The sequence below is a fragment of the Nocardia rhamnosiphila NBRC 108938 genome, from assembly GCF_000720425.1.
Classification (GTDB): Bacteria; Actinomycetota; Actinomycetes; order Mycobacteriales; family Mycobacteriaceae; genus Nocardia; species Nocardia rhamnosiphila.
Genome location: NZ_JOAJ01000003.1, coordinates 581,158 through 599,482, shown reverse-complemented (window position 1 = coordinate 599,482; position 18,325 = coordinate 581,158). Strand labels below are relative to the sequence as shown.

Here is an 18,325-nt window from a genome sequence, read left to right as displayed (position 1 = left end):
TCACCCGCGTGGTGCGGGCTTCGGCGCCGGGGGCGGACGTTCGGGGCTCCTCGTCGTCCGGCCGGCGGACCAGCTGCGGGTCCACCATAACGCGGACGCACCGAGCGCGCCCGCAGCGGCACGAACAGCGTTCGGCTTCGCACATCTTCGCAAGAGGCCCGGGCTGCTCGGATAGCCGGGAAATGGCCGCGGCGGATGATACGCACAGGCCGGGATCGTGGGCGGTGAGATGTGACGGTGCGGTGAACTGGACTTCGCAGCGTTGCCATACGTACTTGTGAAGATTCTGCCAAGTGGACTTCGCTGTCGCCCCTGGGTGTGGCGCCGGGTACGTTGGGTCAATGTTCTCGAAAGTCTTGGTTGCCAACCGCGGCGAAATCGCCATCCGAGCCTTCCGCGCGGCGTACGAGCTCGGTGTCGGAACGGTTGCCGTCTTCCCACACGAGGACCGCAATTCGGTCCACCGCCTGAAGGCGGACGAGGCATACGAGATCGGCGAGGAAGGCCATCCGGTCCGCGCCTACCTCTCGGTCGACGCCATCATCGAAGCGGCGAAGACCGCGGGCGCCGACGCGATCTATCCCGGCTACGGGTTCCTGTCGGAGAATCCCGATCTGGCCGCCGCGTGCGCGCGGGAGGGCATCACCTTCATCGGGCCGTCGGCCGAGGTTCTCGAACTGGCGGGCAACAAGGCCCGCGCGATCGCCGCGGCGCGCGAGGCCGGGCTGCCGGTCCTGGATTCGAGCGCGCCCTCGGCCGAGGTGGCGGAGTTGCTGGCGGCCGCGGAATCCATGGAGTTCCCGGTATTCGTGAAGGCTGTCGCCGGTGGTGGCGGGCGCGGTATGCGCCGGGTGGCCGAGCGGTCCGGGCTGCGGGAAGCGATCGAAGCGGCCTCGCGCGAGGCGGAGTCGGCGTTCGGTGATCCGACGGTGTTCCTGGAACAGGCCGTGGTGAACCCGCGGCATATCGAGGTACAGATCCTGGCCGATACCCAGGGCAATGTGATGCATCTGTTCGAGCGGGACTGCTCGCTGCAGCGGCGGCACCAGAAGGTGATCGAGCTGGCCCCCGCCCCGAATCTGGATCCGGCGTTGCGGGACCGGATCTGCGCGGACGCGGTGGCATTCGCCCGGCAGATCGGGTACAGCTGCGCGGGCACGGTGGAGTTCCTGCTCGACGAACGCGGTAATCACGTGTTCATCGAGATGAATCCGCGGATCCAGGTGGAACACACGGTGACCGAGGAGATCACCGATGTGGATCTGGTGCAGTCGCAGTTGCGGATCGCGGCCGGGGAGAGCCTGCCCGACCTGGGACTGAGCCAGGACAAGGTGACCATCCGCGGTGCCGCGCTACAGTGCCGGATCACCACCGAGGACCCGGCCAACGGATTCCGCCCCGATACCGGCCGCATCACCGCCTACCGCACCCCCGGCGGCGCCGGTATCCGGCTCGACGGCGGTGCGAACCTGGGCGCGGAGATCGGCGCCTACTTCGATTCCATGCTGGTCAAGCTCACCTGCCGCGGCCGGGACTTCCCGGCGGCGGTGGCGCGGGCCCGGCGGGCGCTGATGGAATTCCGGATTCGCGGTGTCACCACCAATATCCCGTTCCTGCTCGCGGTACTCGGCGACGACGATTTCACCGCGGGCCGTATCACCACCTCGTTCATCGACGAGCGCCCGGAACTGCTGGCCACCCGCGAACCCGCCGACCGCGGCACCAAGATCCTGAACTACCTGGCCGATATCACGGTGAACAAACCGCACGGCGCCCGGCCGACCGCAGTGTACCCGCACGACAAACTGCCCGCGATCGACCTGTCGGTGCCGCCGCCGGACGGTTCGCGGCAGAAACTGCTGACGCTGGGCCCGGAGGAATTCGCGCGGGCGCTGCGCGAACAGAAGGCCGTCGGAGTCACCGACACCACCTTCCGCGACGCGCACCAGTCGCTGCTGGCGACCCGGGTACGCACCAACGGCCTGCTCGATGTGGCCGGGCATGTGGCGCGACTGACCCCGGAACTGCTGTCCATCGAGGCGTGGGGTGGGGCGACCTACGATGTGGCGCTGCGGTTCCTCTACGAGGACCCGTGGGAGCGGCTGGCCGCTTTGCGTGAGGCGATTCCGAACATCTGCCTGCAAATGCTGCTGCGCGGCCGCAACACCGTCGGCTACACCCCGTATCCGGAGCGGGTGACCCGGGCGTTCGTGGCCGAGGCCACCGAGACCGGTATCGATATCTTCCGGATCTTCGACGCCCTGAACAATGTGGACCAGATGCGCCCGGCCATCGACGCGGTCCGGGAAACCGGTACCGCGATCGCCGAGGTCGCGCTGTCCTACACCGGTGATCTCACCGACCCGGACGAGAAGCTCTACACCCTCGACTACTACCTCAAGCTGGCCGAGCAGATCGTGGACGCGGGCGCGCACGTGCTGGCGATCAAGGATATGGCCGGTCTGTTGCGCGCGCCCGCCGCGGCGAAACTGGTGACCGCGCTGCGCAGCAATTTCGATCTGCCGGTTCATGTCCACACCCACGACACTCCGGGTGGGCAGCTGGCCACCTATCTCGCCGCCTGGCAGGCCGGTGCCGACGCCGTCGACGGCGCGTCGGCCGCCATGGCCGGTACCACCAGCCAGCCCGCGCTCTCGGCGATCGTGGCTGCCGCCGCGCACAGCGAATACGACACCGGGCTGAACCTGCGCAATGTCTGCGATCTCGAGCCCTATTGGGAGGCGCTGCGCAAGGTGTACGCGCCGTTCGAATCCGGTTTGCCGGCGCCCACCGGGCGTGTCTACACCCACGAAATCCCCGGCGGGCAGCTGTCGAATCTGCGCCAGCAGGCCATCGCCCTGGGGCTCGGTGACCGATTCGAGGAGGTCGAGGCGAAATACGCGGCCGCGGACCGTTTGCTGGGCCGGCTGATCAAGGTCACGCCGTCCTCCAAGGTGGTCGGTGACCTGGCGCTGTCGCTGGTCGGCTCCGGTATCGAGATCGAGGATTTCGCCGCCGATCCGGGCCGTTACGACATCCCCGATTCGGTGATCGGTTTCCTGCGTGGCGACCTCGGAACCCCCGCGGGTGGCTGGCCGGAACCGTTCCGGGAGAAGGCGCTCGCCGGCCGTGGCGCGGCCAAGCCCGAATCCGAGTTGTCCGAGGCGGACGAAGCGGGCCTGGCCGGTACCTCCGATGAGCGCCGCGCAACCCTCAATCGGCTGCTGTTCCCCGGCCCGACCGCGGAATTCCTGGCGCACCGGGAGAAATACGGCGATACCACCGGACTGTCGGCCAATCAGTTCTTCTACGGCCTGCGGCACGGCGAGGAACACCGGGTGCAGCTCGAGAAGGGCGTCATCCTGCTCATCGGGCTGGAGGCGATCTCCGAACCCGACGAACGCGGGATGCGCACGGTCATGTGCATCCTCAACGGGCAGTTGCGCCCGGTGTCCGTGCGTGACCGTTCCATCGCCAGTGAGATCCCGGCCGCGGAGAAGGCCGACAAGAACAATCCGCATCACATCGCGGCGCCCTTCGCCGGTGTCGTGACGCTGACCGTGGCCGAAGGCGAAACGGTCGCCTCGGGCGACACCATCGGCACCATCGAGGCCATGAAGATGGAAGCCGCCATCACCGCACCGCGCGGCGGGGTGGTGGGCCGGGTGGCCATCGCGCAGGTGCAGCAGGTCGAAGGCGGTGATCTGCTGGTCGAGCTGGGCGAGCGCGAATCCGAATGACCCGGATCGTCGCCGGGATCGCCGGTGGGCGGCGCCTGAAGGTGCCGCCGGCCGGGACCCGGCCCACCTCGGACCGGGTGCGGGAGGCCGTGTTCTCCTCGATCGAGGCGTGGATGGACCTCGCGGGCGCCCGGGTGCTCGACCTCTACGCCGGCTCGGGTGCGCTCGGGCTGGAGGCGCTGTCGCGCGGCGCCGCCGCCGCGCTGCTGGTCGAATCCGACCGGCGGGCGGCCGGGGTGCTGCGCGGCAATATCGCCGAGCTGGGCTTGGGCGGTGCCCAGGTGCGGATCGGGACAGTGACCCAGGTGCTCGCCCACGGCGGCGCGGGCGCTTTCGATCTGGTATTCGCCGATCCCCCCTACGAGCTGCCGACCGCGGCCGTCGAGGGTGATCTCACGGCGCTCGCCGCGCACGGGTGGCTCGCCGAGGACGCATTACTGCTGGTGGAGCGTTCCGCCCGGTCGGCCGAGATCGCCTGGCCCGCAGGCCTCGAGGGTCGCGCCGCGCGGCGCTATGGGGAGACCCGGATCGAGTCGGCGGTGTACGTCGGCGCGACCCCGGCGGACCCGGGCGAACCTGCTAGCGTCTGACCCATGGCAGGAGCTTTGTGCCCGGGATCCTTCGATCCGGTGACCAACGGCCATCTCGATGTGTTCCGGCGGGTCGCCGAGCAGTTCGACGAGGTCGTGATCACGGTGATGATCAACAAGAAGAAGCAGGGCATGTTCTCGATCGACGAACGGATCGAGATGCTGCGCGACGCCACCGCGGATCTGGCGGGCGTGCGGGTCGCCTCCTGGGACGGGCTGCTGGTCGATTTCGCCCGGGAGCAGGGCATCACCGCCATCGTCAAGGGGCTGCGCGACGCCGGTGATTTCGGCTACGAACTCCAGATGGCGCAGATGAACAAGAAGCTCTCCGGCGTCGACACCTTCTTCATCGCGACCAACCCCACCTTCAGCTACCTGTCCAGCTCCCTTGTCAAGGAAGTGGCGGCCTTCGGCGGCGATGTCAGCGATATGCTGCCGCCGCTGGTGCACAAGCGACTACTCGACCGGCTGGCCGAGCGGGCGGGCTGACCCGGACCGCTGGGCGGTCATTTCCCGGGCCCGCTGCAGCGGCCGGAACACCAGACCGCGCAGCGCCAGGAATCGCAGACCGCCGACCGCGGCGCTGATCGCCAGCACGGCCGCGGCCTGGGCGGGTTCGTTCAGTGTCGGGGCCAGAACCTCCAGCGCGGCGAGGGCCGCGGTACTGATACCCAGCCCCAGCAGCGCCAGTCCGCCGCCTTCCCACTGTGCGGTGAACCAGCCGACCCGCTCGGCGGCGTGGAAGGTGAGGCGGCGGTGCAGTTCGTTGGCCAGGACGGTGCTCACCACCGAGCCTGCCACATTGGCGAGCAGTGTCCCGGCGCCGGTGAGGGTCAGGAAGAGCAGGACATACGAAATATTGCTCAATCCACCGACCAGTGCGAAACGAATCAACTGCGGGAAAACACGATCACCGCGCAGGTACTGCAGGAGGCGCTGTTGCCAGGCGGCGGGGGCGAACGGTTCCGGCCAATCGATATCCAGATCCCCGGTGGTCAGTGCCGTGGAAGTAGGCAACTGCAGGATGGTCATGGGCGGTTCCGATCGGGCAAGGGACAGGCAGTCCCTCCGCGCCGCGGTGGGGCTCCCTAAGAATTTAACACCAAGCGGAGGGTGGGTCTCCAGTTGATTGTGTGACTCTGCAGATATCGGGCAGAACGGCGACACACCGAAAGTAGGTTCGGCGCATCCACCGGCCCGGGGCACACTGGGAACGGCGTGATGTGTCGCCGATCGTCAGCAGGAGGACAGTGAGCATGTACCGGGTATTCGAGGCGCTCGACGAACTGGTCGCCATAGTCGAGGAGGCGCGGGGTATCCCCGCGACGCGCAACTGCATCGTGCCGCGTCCGGAAACGCTCGATCTGCTCGACGATGTGCGGGACGCGCTGCCCACCGAAATCGACGACGCCCAGGATGTGCTCGACCATCGGGACAAGATCGTCGACGACGCCCGGGGGCTCGCGGAGGACACCATCCGGTCCGCGGACGAACAGGCCGCCGGCACGGTGGCCGACGCCCGCGCCGAAGCCGACCGGATCCTCGCCGAGGCCAAGGCACACGCCGACCGGATGGTCGCCGAGGCCACCGCGCACGCCGACCGGATGGTCGATACGGCCACCGCCGAGGCCGAACGCCTGGTCACCGATGCCAAGGCCGAATACGAGGCGGTCACCGGCCGGGCCCGTGCCGAGGCCGAACGGACCGTCGAGGCCGGCCAGGCCTCCTACGACCGCTCGGTCGCCGACGGCCAGGCCGAACAGCGCCGGCTGGTGGAGGACACCGAGGTGGTCCGGGCGGCGCACGCCGAATCGGCCCGCATCATCGACACCGCGCACGCCGACGCCGACCGGATGCGCGCCGACTGCGACCACTACGTCGACACCAAGCTCGCCGAGTTCGAGGACACCCTCGGCAGCGCGCTGCGCACCGTCGGCAGGGGCCGCCAGCAGTTGCGTAACGGAGCGGGCGTCCCCGACTACGCCGCCGAGTTCCGGCGGTGATATCGGCCCCGCGCCTTGCGTACACGATGCGGGGCAGGTGGGCCTACCAGCGAATGGCGCTGTGTTCTGGTGCCGGCGCGGGCGGGGTTGAGGGGGCGGGCCGGTTCGCGGAGGTGGGAATGTCGACCTGCTCGTGAAGGTGCTGTGTTTTTGGCGCGCTGGCGCGCGCGGGGTTGAGGCCCCCTCGGTCTCGCCGTTTCGGCCTCGGGACTCGAGCCTTCGGCTCCTGCGCTTTCGAGGCCGAAACGGCGAGACGGGCCTCAACCCTTGGAGGCGTCTCGCAAAACTCGACACATACGGTTGCGTCGGCGGGACGTCACGATCCGGATGCTTCTCGGCCGTTTGTCGTTGGTGGGCCCGTCTCGCCGGGTTTTGCCCGGGTGGCCGGTTCGCCGTACTGTGGTGTGGTTGCTCGCCGATTCCGGCGCAAAACCAACAGCCCCGACCCACCCAGTGGAGTGTTTGCGATGCCTGCCGATACCACCGCGCGCTCGCGTTCCGGTGCACCTCGTGCACACGGCGCGGGTTTCGTGCTGGATGTCCGCAGCCTCGGTCGCGCCCCGGGCTCGATGCGCGAACTGCGGCGGACGGTCACCACCACCGAACGACTCGGACTCGACCTCGTCGGCGTACCCGTCGGCGCGGAGGTCGAGCTGGATCTGCGGTTGCAATCCGTATCCGAGGGGGTGCTCGTCACCGGGACCCTCGAGGCGCCGGTGACCGGTGAGTGCTCGCGGTGTCTCGAACCGTTCACCGATACGGTGCGGTTGTCGCTGACCGAGCTGTTCGCCTACCCGGACAGTGCCACCGACCAGACCTCCTCCGAGGACGAGGTCTACCGCATGCGCGACGATCTCATCGACCTGGAACCCCTGGTAGTGGACCAGCTGGGCCTGGAGTTGCCGCTGCAGCCGCTGTGCTCACCGGATTGCGCGGGCCTGTGCCCGGAGTGCGGTGTTCGGATGGCGATTGCGGGATCCGATCACGGGCATGAGATACTTGATCCCCGCTGGGCCGGGCTGGCGAATTTCGCCTCCGGATCGCCCGGCAGCGGCAGCCCCGACGAGGGTGCGGCCACCGGAGATCATTCCACCGAGACAGCACGTAACAGTACAGAGGAGAATTAGTCGTGGCCGTTCCCAAGCGCCGGATGTCCCGTTCCAACACCCGGTCGCGGCGCAGCCAGTGGAAGGCCGCCGCTCCCACCCTGATCACCTGCCCGAACCGGGCGTGTGGTCAGAAGACCCCGCCGCATATCGCGTGCCCCTCCTGCGGTACTTACAAGGGCCGCCAGGTCGTTTCCGCCGTCTGACCCCCGGTCGACCGTTGACCGCGGGTAAAGACGAACCCGGTGAACCGGGTGATCATTCGGGCCTGCTCGCCGCCCTGGGCGTCGAGGTGGCTCCGGAATTGTTGCGACTGGCGCTGACCCATCGCTCGTACGCGTACGAGAACGGCGGCCTGCCGACCAATGAGCGGCTCGAGTTCCTCGGGGACTCCGTGCTCGGTCTGAGCATCACCGAACGGCTCTACCACGAGCATCCGGAGAAATCCGAGGGTGAGCTCGCCAAGCTGCGCGCAAGTGTGGTGAACATGCATGCGCTCGCCGAGGTGGCACGCAACCTGGGTGAGGGTGGTCTGGGCGCGTATCTGCTGCTCGGCAAAGGTGAGGAACTCACCGGCGGCCGGGACAAGCCCAGCATCCTCGCCGACGGCATGGAATCGCTGCTCGGCGCCGTCCATCTCGAGCACGGCATCGACGTGGCCCGTGAGGTCGTGCTGCGGCTCTTCGCCGACCTGCTCGAACGCGGCCCGCGGATGGGCGCGGGGCTGGACTTCAAGACCAGCCTGCAGGAGTTGACCGCCGAGCGCGGTCTCGGTGTACCCAGCTACGAGATCACGTCCACCGGCCCCGACCACGACAAGGAATTCACCGCGACCACCGTGATCGCCGGGGATGCCTACGGTCAGGGCGTCGGCCGGTCGAAGAAAGAAGCCGAGCAGAAGGCGGCGGGCGCCGCCTACCGCGCATTGACCGGCGAATCCTGAATGCCCGAACTCCCCGAGGTCGAGGTCGTACGCCGCGGCCTCACCGAACACCTGTGCGGGCGGACCGTCGAATCGGTCACCGTCACCCATCCACGGTCGGTGCGCCGGCACGAGCCGGGGGCCGCCGATATGGCGGCCCGGCTCACCGGGCTCACGGTGGCCGCGGCGCAGCGGCGCGGGAAGTATCTGTGGCTCACCTTCGACGAACCCGGCGGCGGATCCGCTGATACCGCGCTGGTCGTGCATCTGGGTATGAGCGGGCAGATGCTGGTACAGCCCGCCGGCGCCCCGGTGGAGAAGCACGCCCATATCCGGGCGACCCTCGACGACGGGCGAGAGTTGCGCTTCGTCGACCAGCGCACCTTCGGTGGCTGGGTGCTGGCGCCGCTGGTGGAGGTGGATGGTGATCTGCTGCCCGACCTGCTCGCGCATATCGCCCGCGACCCGCTGGACCCCCGGTTCGACGCCGAGCGGGTCGTCGGTGTGCTGCGGACCAAGAACACCGAGATCAAGCGGGTGCTGCTGGATCAGGCCGTGATCTCCGGGATCGGCAACATCTACGCCGACGAGGCCTTGTGGCGGGCGAAGGTGCACGGCGGCCGGATCGCCTCGGCGCTCACCCGTCCGGTACTGCGCACCCTGCTCGCCGAGGCCCGCGCGGTGATGACCGACGCGCTCGCCGCCGGCGGTACCTCCTTCGACGCCCTGTATGTGAATGTGAACGGCGAATCCGGCTACTTCGAGCGCGCCCTGGCGGTGTATGGGCGCGGCGACCGGCCGTGCCCGCGCTGCGGGGCGGTGATCGTGCGGGAGAAGTTCATGAACCGCTCGTCCTATTCCTGTCCGCGCTGTCAGCCGCCACCACGCGGGCGCCGAATTTCTTCCTGACGACCCTCTCGCGCCGGGCCCGGCGGCGGGCTACGGTGGGCCTCGGCAAGATCACCGACCCGGTCCGGCTGGGAGGCAAGGCCATGCGCAAGCTCACCTATTACGTCGCCGCCACCATCGATGGGTTCATCGCCACCGAGGACGGCTCGGTGGACTTCTTCCCGGTCGGTGGCGATCACGGCCCCGCCATCACCGCGCAGTATCCGGAGACGCTGCCGTCGCGGGTACGCGAATCGCTGGGTATCACCAAGGGCAACGAGAACTTCGACACCGTGATCATGGGCCGCAGGACGCACGATTTCGGGGTCCGTACCGGCACCGCGAATCCGTACGCGCATCTACGGCAGTACGTGGTGTCCACTACGCTCACCGCTCCGCCGGACCCGGCGGTGGCGCTGATCGGCGCCGATCCGGTCGCGGCGGTCGCCGGACTCAAACGGGAGCAGGGTCTGGGGATCTGGTTGTGCGGTGGCGGTGAACTGGCCCGGGCGCTGCTGCCGGAAATAGATCAGGTCTTCCTGAAGCTGTATCCGATCGTGCTGGGCCGCGGACGGCCGCTGTTCGGCACCGGCCCGCAACTGCCGGATCCGGCGTGTTTCCGGGTGATCACCAGTCAGGTCTTCGAGGACGGTGTCGCCTTCGTGAAGTACGGCCGGGTGGGTTAGGCGGTGGCGGACGAGCCGCAGGGGCCGGAGCGAGCCGGACCGGCCGCTCCGGGGCCGGTCGCGGCCCTGCGCGAGATCGGGTTCTGGCTCGAACGCGACCGGGCACAGACGCACCGGGTGAAGGCCTACCGCCGGGCCGCCGATATTCTCGCCGGCCTCGACGCTGCCGCGGCCGATCGGCACCGCCGGAATCGCAGCTGGCAGGAACTGGCGGGGATCGGCCCCAAAACCGCCGCGGTGATCGAGGAGGCGTACGACGGGACCGTGCCCCGCTATCTGGCCGAACTGCGCGCCGCCGCGAAACCGATCGGTGCGGAAGGCGCGCCGCTGCGGGAGCTGCTGCGCGGTGATCTGCACACCCATTCGGACTGGTCGGACGGCGGTAGCCCGATCGCCGAGATGATGGGCTGTGCGGCCGCGATCGGGCACGAGTACTGCGCCCTCACCGACCATTCGCCGCGGCTCACCGTGGCAGGCGGACTCTCGGCCGACCGGCTGCGGCGGCAGCTGGACGTGGTGGCCGCCCTCAACGCGGAACTGGCGCCACTGCGGGTACTGACCGGGATCGAGGTCGATATCCTCGACGACGGCTCGCTCGATCAGGACGCCGACCTGCTCGCCGAACTCGATATCGTCGTCGCCAGTGTGCATTCGCGGTTGCGCGACGACCGCGACACCATGACCCGGCGGATGGTGTACGCGGTGGCGAATCCGAATGTCGATGTGCTCGGCCACTGCACCGGCCGGTTGGTCGAGGGCGGGCGCGGCACCCGGCCGGAATCGGATTTCGACGCCCCGATCGTGTTCGAGGCCTGCCGCCGCTACGGTACGGCGGTCGAGATCAACAGCCGTCCCGAGCGGCGGGACCCGCCGTCGCGGCTGATCCGGCTCGCCGTGGAGATGGGTTGCGAGTTCTCCATCGATACCGACGCGCACGCACCGGGCCAACTGGACTGGCAGGGTTACGGATGCGCCCGCGCGGTGGCCGCCGAGGTCCCGCCGGAGCGGATCGTGAACACCCGACCGGTGGACGAGCTGCTGGAGTGGACCCGTACTCCCGGGCGGTGACCGGCACGTGGGGTGGACGTGTCGCGGCCGAACGAGGTGATCAGCTCGGTACGACGGTGGTGACCGCGTGGTGAACGCCGGCCGAACAATTCACGTGCTCGGCCGGTTTCGGTTTCCGGTGCCCAAAGATGATGGGAACTGTGTCGATTCGGGGGGAGGGTAGCCGCTGGTGAGCGAACTGTTGCTCAATCTCGTTCTGCCGCTGGCCGGTATCGCGATACCGGTGGCCGCGTTCCTGTGGGAGTTCGTCGTCGTCGGCCGGAAACGCCTCGGGTGGCGGGTACAGATGGACACCCCCGTCACCGGCGAGGCCGAATCCGGGCATGCGGGAGCCCTGCGGCAACTCCGGCAGACCTCCGACGGCACCGAGCGCAACCTGCAGAACCTGTCGGTGGTGCTGGTGCGGATCGAGAACAACGGCGCCACCACCATCGATGCCGCGGATTATGTGACCGCGCAGAACAATCAGGCCGGTCTGCACCTGCAGTTCCCGGACCGCACAGTGATCGGGATGGCGGTCACCGAATTGAGCAATCCGGGCCTGGCCGTCTGTTTCGAACCCGATTCGGGTTTCGGGCACCGGCAACTCGAGCAGGGTATCGGCGTGATCGACCTGCCCAAGGTCCCGCTGAACCGCAACGATCACTACAAGATCCTGGCCACGCTGGAGCGCACTTCGGGGCACGGCCCCTACCCCGACCCGGTCATGCAGGGTGTGGTGACCGGTGGGGGTATCACCAGGACAAAAGGCCGCACCGGGGTTTCGCTGCTGATGGTGGCGCTCACCGGGTTCCTCGTCCTGGTCATCGCGGCGATGGCCGTCCTCGAGATCGCCGAACCCGAACCCGCGCCGCTGGGCTGCGCGACCGGTGAGCTGACCGTGGTCGGTTCCACCGCCTTCGAGCCGGTGATCCGGGAGGCGGCCCGGCTCTACCAGCAGACCTGTCCCGGGTCCGGTTTCGCCTTCGGCTTCGAGGGCAGCGAACGCGGTATGGCGCGGCTCGAAGAAGAGGCCGGTGGTCACGGCGGGCTGCTCGCGATCGGTGACGCTCCCAAGGGCGCGGACTATCCGGCTCTGGTGCAGCGGCCGCTGGCGGTATCGCTGTTCTCGGTGGTCGTGCATCCGAGTGCGGGAGTGCGGGATCTGACGGCCGGGCAGATCCGCGACCTGTTCCAGGGGCGGGTGGCGAACTGGCGGGAGGTGGGCGGCGCAGATCAACCGGTACGCGTGGTCAACCGCTATGCCGGCTCGGGCTCGCGCTGGACCTTCGAATCCCGCCTGCTCGATTCCGCGCAACCGCCCGAACCCGGAGTGACCTGCCGCGAACTGCGGCGCGGCGCTGCCCCCGGACGCTGCCAGACGCTCTACACCGACGATATGCTCACCGAGGTCGCCGCCACGACCGGTGCGATCGGTTACAGCGAATCCGCCGATGCCGCCGATACCGCGGGGGTCGTGGGGGTGACGATCGACGGCCGGCACGCCACCCGGGACGAGGTCGCCGCCGGCGGCTATCCGCTCTGGGGAGTGGAGTACGCGTTCGGCCACGGTGATTTCGCGCCGGGTTCGCTGGGTGCCGGGTTCCTGCGGTTTCTCGTCGGTGAGGCCGGTCAGGATGTGATCCGCTCCTCCGGCAATCTGCCGTGTGCCGACGTCGCCGACCCCGCGCTGTGCCACCCGCGTGCCTGACGATGCCCCGCGGCGGCGCAGGGTGCCGACCGGTGCGACCGTGCGCAGCGGGCCCGGCGACCTCGGGGCCGGCGGTGGCCCGGGGCGGGTGCGCGAAGAAGAGGCGAGCAGAAGGTCGCCGGCGGGATCTCGGTGCCGGTCGGCCTGCGGTGCCCGGGGCCGTGAGCCCGCGCACGTCGGCGTGAACAACGCGTAAGTATCGGGGGTCCGGCCGGGTCTGCGGGGTAGTTTCCGACGTACCCACCCGAACGACCGGAACTTTCCGGCACCACGGGCGCGGTACGGCGCCGGAGGGGTCTCCGGTGCCGGGAACCGGACGGAGAGGACGGCCATGTCCCTGGTGGCGTGCGTATTGATCGCGGGATTCGTCTTCGGTCTGCTCCTGCTGCGGGCCGTGGCGGTGTTCCTCGAAGCGCGCGATGAGCAGCGGGTCCGGGTACCGGTGCGCAGTCGTCGTCGGCCGCACCGGCGCTGATCGGCCGAGGTCGGGTGCGCGGTGTGGCGACGGCGGGTGGCAGGATCGCGAGCATGGTTGACAACACCTCTGCGGCACCCGTCTCGGCAGCGGGCGAGACGGTGCCCGCGGCGCAGGCCGGGCCGACCACCCTGTGGGTGGAACGGACGGGTACCCGCCGCTACACCGGTCACAGTTCGCGGGGCGCCGAGGTGCTCATCGGTTCCGAGGGCGTACCCGGCGTGTTCACCCCCGGCGAGCTGCTGAAGATCGCGTTGGCGGCCTGCTCGGGAATGAGCTCGGATTTCCCGCTGTCGCGGCGGCTCGGTGACGACTACGACGCGACAATCCGGGTGTCCGGTGCCGCCGACCGGGAGAACGAGGTGTATCCGCAGCTCGACGAGGTCTTCGAGCTCGACCTAAGCGAGCTCGACGCGGCGGCCCGGGACCGGTTGCTGGTGACGGTGCAGCGGGCCATCGACAAAGTCTGCACGGTCGGCCGCACCTTGAAGGCCGGCAGCAAGGTGACGTTGTCGTTCGATATCGACACGGTCGACTGATCGTGGCCGCGGCGACGGAGGGATCCGACCCGGTGCGGTTGAGTGCCTGGGTACATGGATACGTGCAGGGTGTGGGCTTCCGGTGGTGGACGCGGGCGCGGGCGCTGGAGCTCGGCCTCGCCGGGCATGCCACGAATGCCGCCGACGGCCGGGTGCATGTGGTGGCGGAGGGGTCGCGTGCCGCGGCCGACCGGTTGCTGGCGTTTCTGCGGTCCGGGGAAACGCCCGGCCGGGTGGATCTGGTGGTCGAGTCGTGGGAGCCGGCGCGGGGTGGGCTGGACGGTTTCGCCGAACGGTAGCCGGGGCCGCTCGCCCTTGACATAACACAGTGGAAGGTGCACTCTGGGTGCATCCATTGTGGAATGTGGTCCGACCTGTAAGGGGAGCGGTTATGGAGATCACGACGGGAACCCGGGCCTCGGACGCCGAACGCGATCGGATCGTGCGCGAGCTGAGCCGCCATCTCGGCGACGGCCGCATCGACCTGGCCGAATACGATCAGCGGGTCGCGCAGGTGTACCGCACCACCACCCGCGAGGAACTCACCGGCGTCCTCGCGGACCTGCCCGCCCTGGCGCCGGCGCGTTCGGCGACGCCGCGCTCGCGATTCCCGATCTGGCAGCGGATCGAGGCCACCGGGTGGCTCACGGTCAGCGTGCTGGTGCTGGTGATCTGGGGTGCGATCTCGCTCGGTGTCGGTGAGTTCACCTATTTCTGGCCCATATGGGTCATCGGCCCGTGGGGCGCGGTGCTGGCAGTACGGGCGGCAACCGGTCTCGAGAGCGGCCACCGCTATCGCCGGAAGATATAACGCCCGGTAGCCTTCCTGACATCCGGCCGGCGGGCACGCCCGGCCGCGGTCGCCGGGCAACCCGGCAATCGATCGGCCACGGCCGGTGCGCCGGTTGAGGTCACGGCGCCGCAGGCCTATACCATGGCTGATCGGCCTGGGCGAGGCGGAGAGTCACGGAGGCGGAAAGGGTCGTCGGCGTTGCACCTGAAAAGCTTGACGTTGAAGGGTTTCAAATCCTTCGCGTCCGCGACGACCCTGCGCTTCGAGCCCGGGATCACCTGTGTGGTGGGGCCGAACGGATCCGGTAAATCCAATGTCGTCGACGCGCTCACCTGGGTGATGGGCGAACAGGGTGCCAAGGCGTTGCGCGGCGGGAAGATGCAGGACGTCATCTTCGCCGGTACCTCCGGGCGGGCCCCGCTGGGCCGCGCCGAGGTCACGCTGACCATCGACAATTCCGACGGCGCCCTGCCCATCGACTACGCCGAGGTCTCCATCACCCGCCGCATGTTCCGCGACGGCGCCGGCGAATACGAGATCAACGGCAACTCCTGCCGGCTCATGGATGTGCAGGAACTGCTCAGCGATTCCGGTATCGGCCGGGAAATGCACGTCATTGTCGGGCAGGGTCAGCTCTCGGCGATTCTCGAATCGCGTCCCGAGGACCGGCGCGCCTTCATCGAGGAAGCCGCCGGTGTGCTCAAACACCGCAAACGCAAGGAAAAGGCCGTTCGCAAACTGGATGCGATGCAGGCCAACCTGGCCCGGCTCACCGACCTCACCACCGAACTCCGCCGCCAGCTCAAACCGCTGGGCCGGCAGGCGGAGGTCGCGCGCCGGGCACAGACGGTGCAGGCGGATCTGCGCGACGCCCGGCTGCGGCTGGCCGCCGACGATCTGGTCACCCGGCGCCACGAACTGGAGAGTCAGCAGAGCAAAGAGGCCTACGCGCGGGAACAGCAGATCACCGTGCGCAGCGAACTCGATGCCGCGAATGCCGCGCTCGCCCAGCAGGAGTACCAGCTCTCCCGGCTCACTCCCGGCGCCGAGGCCGCCGGACAGTTGTGGTTCCAGCTCTCCGCGCTCTCCGAACGGGTCAACGCGACCATCCGGATCGCCGGCGATCGCGCCCGGCACCTCGATACGGCCGCCCCCGCCAACACCGGCCGCGACCCCGATCAGCTCGAGGCCGAGGCCGACCGGGTGGAGGCCGAGGAAGCCGAACTGCGCGAGGCCGTCGAAATGGCCACCGAAACGCTGGAGGCCGCGCGGGAGAGTCTGGGCGATCGCGAGCACACCGCCAAGGCCGCCGAACAGGCGCATCTGGCCGCGGTACGGGCCATCGCCGACCGGCGTGAGGGGCTGGTCCGGTTGTCCGGACAGGTCGAGAACCTGCGCACCCGCGCGCAATCGATCGACGCCGAGATCGTGCGGTTGTCCGCCGCCATCACCGAGGCCCGGGCGCGAGGTACCGCGGCACAGTCGGAATTCGATGCCGTACAGGACGAACTGGCCGAGCTGGACGCCGGCGAGGCCGGACTCGATGTCCAGCACGAGCACGCCGTGGAGGCGCTCGGCCTGGCCGACCGCCGGGTCACCGAACTGCGCGCCGAGGATCGGGAGGCCGGTCGGCTGGTGGCCTCGCTGACGGCGCGGATCGAAGCGCTCGGCATGAACCTGGCCAGTCGCGACGGCGCGGCCTGGCTCACCGAGAACCATCCGGCCGGCCTGCTGGGCCCGCTGTCGGGGCAGTTGCGGGTACACACCGGGTACGAGTCCGCGGTCGCGGCGGTACTGGGGCCGGTGGCCGAAGCGGTGGTGGCCGATACCGGGGAGACGGCTCTCAGCGCACTGCGGGCGCTGGGGAAAGCCGACGGCGGACGGGCCGCACTGGTGTACGAGGGGCCGGCGGCGGCGGATCTCGACGAACCGGCACTGCCCGCGGCGGCACGCTGGTTGCTGGAGGTGGTGGACTGCCCGGGGCCGGTACGCGCGGCCGTGGTGGCGCTGACCCGCCGGGTCGCGGTGGTCGACGATCTGGACGCGGCGTCCGCGCTGCTCAGTGCGCGCCCGGAACTGCGGGTGGTCACCCGCGAGGGCGATCTGGCCGGGACCGGATGGCTGGTCGGCGGTTCGGACCGCGCACCCGGCCGGTTGGAGATCCAGGCGAGTATCGATGCCGCCGAGGCCGATCTGATCGCCGCCCGCCGGCACGCCGAAGAATTGGAAGCGAGCCTGGCCGGGGCGCTGGAGGAACAGGCCGACCGCAAAGAAGCGGTCGACCACGCCCTGCTGGCCCTGCACGAATCCGATCAGGCCCTCAATGCCGTCTACGAGCGGCTCGGCCGGCTCGGTGCGGCCGTCCGCGCGGCCGACGCCGAATCCGAGCGGCTGACCGGCCAGCGCGCCGACGCCGAGACCACACACGAGAAAGCCGTCGGCGAGCTGGCCGAGCTCGAGGACCGGCTGCGGCACGCCGAGCGCGAACAGGCCGATACCGACAGCGATGCCGCCGGCGCCGCCGGAACCGAGGCCGCCGCACTGGCCCGGGAGGAGGCCGCCGCCGCACTCGCCGAAGCCCGGGCCATGGAGGTGGAAGCGCGGCTGGCGGTGCGCACGGCCGAAGAGCGTGCCGAATCGGTCCGCGGTAAGGCGGATTCGCTGCGGCGCACCGCCCGTGCCGAACGCGAGGCACGGGCCCGGGCCGAACGGGCGCAGGCCGCCCGGCGGCAGGCCGCCGGCGTCGCCGCCGCGGTCGCCGGATCCGGTGCGGACCTGGCGGCCGAACTCGAGAAAGTGGTGGCCGCCGCCGCCGCACGCCGCGACGAACTGGTCCGGCGGCGTACCGAATGCGCCACCGAGGTGGACCGGATCAAAGAGCGGGTGCGGGCCCTGAACGCCCAGCTCGAACAGCTCACCGACGCGGTCCACCGGGACGAGGTGGCCAAAGCGCAGGCGGCATTGCGGATCGAACAGCTGGAAGTCACCATCGCCGAACAGTTCGGTATCGCGCTCGACGATCTCATCGCCGAATACGGTCCCGCGGTCGCCCTGCCACCCAGCGAGCTGGAGATGCGGGAATACGAGCAGGCCAAGGAACGCGGTGAGCAGGTCAGCGCGCCGGCGCCGATGCCGTTCGACCGCGCCTCGCAGGAGCGGCGCGCCAAACGCGCCGAAAAGGATCTGGCCACCCTCGGCAAGGTCAACCCGCTGGCCCTCGAGGAGTTCGCGGCGCTCGAGGAGCGCTACAACTTTCTGGCCACCCAGCTCGAGGATGTCAAAAAGGCCCGCCAGGATCTGCTGGACGTGGTGGCCGAGGTCGACGCGCGGATCCTGCAGGTCTTCACCGACGCCTACGCCGATGTGGAACGGGAGTTCGTCCAGGTCTTCGCCGCGCTGTTCCCCGGCGGCGACGGCCGGCTGCTGCTCACCGATCCCACCGATATGCTCACCACCGGTATCGAGGTGGAGGCGCGCCCGCCCGGGAAGAAGGTCAAGCGGTTGTCGTTGCTGTCCGGCGGGGAGAAATCCCTGACCGCCGTGGCGCTGCTGGTCGCCATCTTCCGTGCCCGCCCCTCGCCGTTCTATGTGATGGACGAGGTGGAGGCGGCACTCGACGACACCAATCTGCGCCGGCTCATCGGACTGTTCGAGCAGTTGCGGGAGAAGAGCCAGCTGATCGTCATCACCCACCAGAAGCCGACCATGGAGATCGCCGACGCGCTCTACGGCGTGAGCATGCGCGGCGACGGCATCACCCAGGTCATCTCGCAGCGACTGCGCGGGCACGATCTCGCGGCGGCCGGGAGCGCGGCGGAGTAGCCG

At 69.3% G+C, this 18,325-nt stretch carries 17 protein-coding genes; 16 read left to right on the top strand and 1 reads right to left on the bottom strand.

The genetic code is table 11. The features are described from left to right. Positions 1-341 precede the first annotated feature (341 nt). The 3 genes from IG75_RS0114640 to coaD are packed head-to-tail and all read left to right on the top strand — an operon-like array spanning position 342 to position 4,819. A complete protein-coding gene (locus IG75_RS0114640) occupies positions 342-3,740 on the top strand; it encodes a pyruvate carboxylase (protein WP_030521816.1) in 3,399 nt (1,132 codons plus the stop codon). Beyond that, on the top strand, positions 3,737-4,330 hold the full coding sequence (gene rsmD, locus IG75_RS0114635; protein ID WP_030521815.1) for a 16S rRNA (guanine(966)-N(2))-methyltransferase RsmD: 594 nt from the start codon (positions 3,737-3,739) through the stop codon (positions 4,328-4,330). The genes IG75_RS0114640 and rsmD overlap by 4 nt, the downstream gene beginning before the upstream one ends. A gap of 3 nt (positions 4,331-4,333) precedes the next feature. Continuing rightward, positions 4,334-4,819 (top strand): pantetheine-phosphate adenylyltransferase, encoded by a 486-nt coding sequence (coaD, locus tag IG75_RS0114630; RefSeq protein ID WP_030521814.1) that lies wholly within the window; start codon positions 4,334-4,336, stop codon positions 4,817-4,819. Here the strand turns inward: coaD and IG75_RS0114625 are convergent. Next, the gene (locus tag IG75_RS0114625) at positions 4,787-5,362 is read right to left on the bottom strand and encodes a GtrA family protein (RefSeq protein WP_081876873.1); all 576 of its coding nucleotides are present in this window, start codon (positions 5,360-5,362) and stop codon (positions 4,787-4,789) included. The genes coaD and IG75_RS0114625 overlap by 33 nt on opposite strands. 224 nt (positions 5,363-5,586) lie before the next feature. Here IG75_RS0114625 and IG75_RS0114620 point away from each other — a divergent pair, with 224 nt between their 5' ends. From IG75_RS0114620 to smc, 13 genes are all read left to right on the top strand, one after another. After that, positions 5,587-6,333, top strand: coding sequence for a DivIVA domain-containing protein (locus IG75_RS0114620; RefSeq protein ID WP_030521812.1), 747 nt, complete (start codon positions 5,587-5,589; stop codon positions 6,331-6,333). Positions 6,334-6,800: 467 nt separating this feature from the next. Continuing rightward, on the top strand, positions 6,801-7,460 hold the full coding sequence (locus IG75_RS36275; RefSeq protein ID WP_030521811.1) for a YceD family protein: 660 nt from the start codon (positions 6,801-6,803) through the stop codon (positions 7,458-7,460). A 2-nt stretch (positions 7,461-7,462) separates the two neighbouring features. Then, positions 7,463-7,645: a 50S ribosomal protein L32 gene (rpmF, locus tag IG75_RS38245; protein ID WP_039825884.1), complete on the top strand. Its 183-nt coding sequence runs from the start codon at positions 7,463-7,465 to the stop codon at positions 7,643-7,645. Positions 7,646-7,659: 14 nt separating this feature from the next. After that, positions 7,660-8,382 (top strand): ribonuclease III, encoded by a 723-nt coding sequence (gene rnc / locus IG75_RS0114610; protein WP_030521810.1) that lies wholly within the window; start codon positions 7,660-7,662, stop codon positions 8,380-8,382. Beyond that, on the top strand, positions 8,383-9,270 hold the full coding sequence (gene mutM / locus IG75_RS0114605) for a bifunctional DNA-formamidopyrimidine glycosylase/DNA-(apurinic or apyrimidinic site) lyase (RefSeq protein ID WP_030521809.1): 888 nt from the start codon (positions 8,383-8,385) through the stop codon (positions 9,268-9,270). Positions 9,271-9,353: 83 nt separating this feature from the next. After that, positions 9,354-9,935, top strand: a complete 582-nt coding sequence (locus IG75_RS0114600; protein ID WP_030521808.1) for a dihydrofolate reductase family protein — start codon at positions 9,354-9,356, stop codon at positions 9,933-9,935. Between the two features lie 3 nt (positions 9,936-9,938). Then, positions 9,939-11,003 (top strand): PHP domain-containing protein, encoded by a 1,065-nt coding sequence (locus IG75_RS0114595; protein WP_051714571.1) that lies wholly within the window; start codon positions 9,939-9,941, stop codon positions 11,001-11,003. A gap of 169 nt (positions 11,004-11,172) precedes the next feature. Beyond that, positions 11,173-12,693 (top strand): substrate-binding domain-containing protein, encoded by a 1,521-nt coding sequence (locus IG75_RS0114590; RefSeq protein ID WP_030521806.1) that lies wholly within the window; start codon positions 11,173-11,175, stop codon positions 12,691-12,693. 331 nt (positions 12,694-13,024) lie between these two features. Beyond that, a complete protein-coding gene (locus tag IG75_RS39075) occupies positions 13,025-13,168 on the top strand; it encodes a hypothetical protein (protein ID WP_156058901.1) in 144 nt (47 codons plus the stop codon). A 53-nt stretch (positions 13,169-13,221) separates the two neighbouring features. Next, the gene (locus IG75_RS0114580) at positions 13,222-13,707 is read left to right on the top strand and encodes an OsmC family protein (protein WP_081876922.1); all 486 of its coding nucleotides are present in this window, start codon (positions 13,222-13,224) and stop codon (positions 13,705-13,707) included. 32 nt (positions 13,708-13,739) lie between these two features. Next, positions 13,740-14,006 (top strand): acylphosphatase, encoded by a 267-nt coding sequence (locus IG75_RS0114575; protein ID WP_245713163.1) that lies wholly within the window; start codon positions 13,740-13,742, stop codon positions 14,004-14,006. A 92-nt stretch (positions 14,007-14,098) separates the two neighbouring features. Further along, on the top strand, positions 14,099-14,518 hold the full coding sequence (locus IG75_RS0114570) for a DUF1707 SHOCT-like domain-containing protein (RefSeq protein WP_030521803.1): 420 nt from the start codon (positions 14,099-14,101) through the stop codon (positions 14,516-14,518). Between the two features lie 180 nt (positions 14,519-14,698). Next, positions 14,699-18,322: a chromosome segregation protein SMC gene (gene smc / locus IG75_RS0114565; RefSeq protein ID WP_030521802.1), complete on the top strand. Its 3,624-nt coding sequence runs from the start codon at positions 14,699-14,701 to the stop codon at positions 18,320-18,322. The last annotated feature ends 3 nt before the right edge of the window (positions 18,323-18,325 follow it).

Excerpts from the sequence above, each read along its gene's own strand:
- IG75_RS0114640 (WP_030521816.1), top strand. The coding sequence starts at position 342 with ATGTTCTCGAAAGTCTTGGTTGCCAACCGCGGCGAAATCGCCATCCGA.
- rsmD (WP_030521815.1), top strand. The coding sequence starts at position 3,737 with ATGACCCGGATCGTCGCCGGGATCGCCGGTGGGCGGCGCCTGAAGGTG.
- coaD (WP_030521814.1), top strand. The coding sequence starts at position 4,334 with ATGGCAGGAGCTTTGTGCCCGGGATCCTTCGATCCGGTGACCAACGGC.
- IG75_RS0114625 (WP_081876873.1), bottom strand. The coding sequence starts at position 5,362 with ATGACCATCCTGCAGTTGCCTACTTCCACGGCACTGACCACCGGGGAT.
- IG75_RS0114620 (WP_030521812.1), top strand. The coding sequence starts at position 5,587 with ATGTACCGGGTATTCGAGGCGCTCGACGAACTGGTCGCCATAGTCGAG.
- IG75_RS36275 (WP_030521811.1), top strand. The coding sequence starts at position 6,801 with ATGCCTGCCGATACCACCGCGCGCTCGCGTTCCGGTGCACCTCGTGCA.
- mutM (WP_030521809.1), top strand. The coding sequence starts at position 8,383 with ATGCCCGAACTCCCCGAGGTCGAGGTCGTACGCCGCGGCCTCACCGAA.
- IG75_RS0114600 (WP_030521808.1), top strand. The coding sequence starts at position 9,354 with ATGCGCAAGCTCACCTATTACGTCGCCGCCACCATCGATGGGTTCATC.
- IG75_RS39075 (WP_156058901.1), top strand. The coding sequence starts at position 13,025 with ATGTCCCTGGTGGCGTGCGTATTGATCGCGGGATTCGTCTTCGGTCTG.
- IG75_RS0114580 (WP_081876922.1), top strand. The coding sequence starts at position 13,222 with ATGGTTGACAACACCTCTGCGGCACCCGTCTCGGCAGCGGGCGAGACG.
- IG75_RS0114570 (WP_030521803.1), top strand. The coding sequence starts at position 14,099 with ATGGAGATCACGACGGGAACCCGGGCCTCGGACGCCGAACGCGATCGG.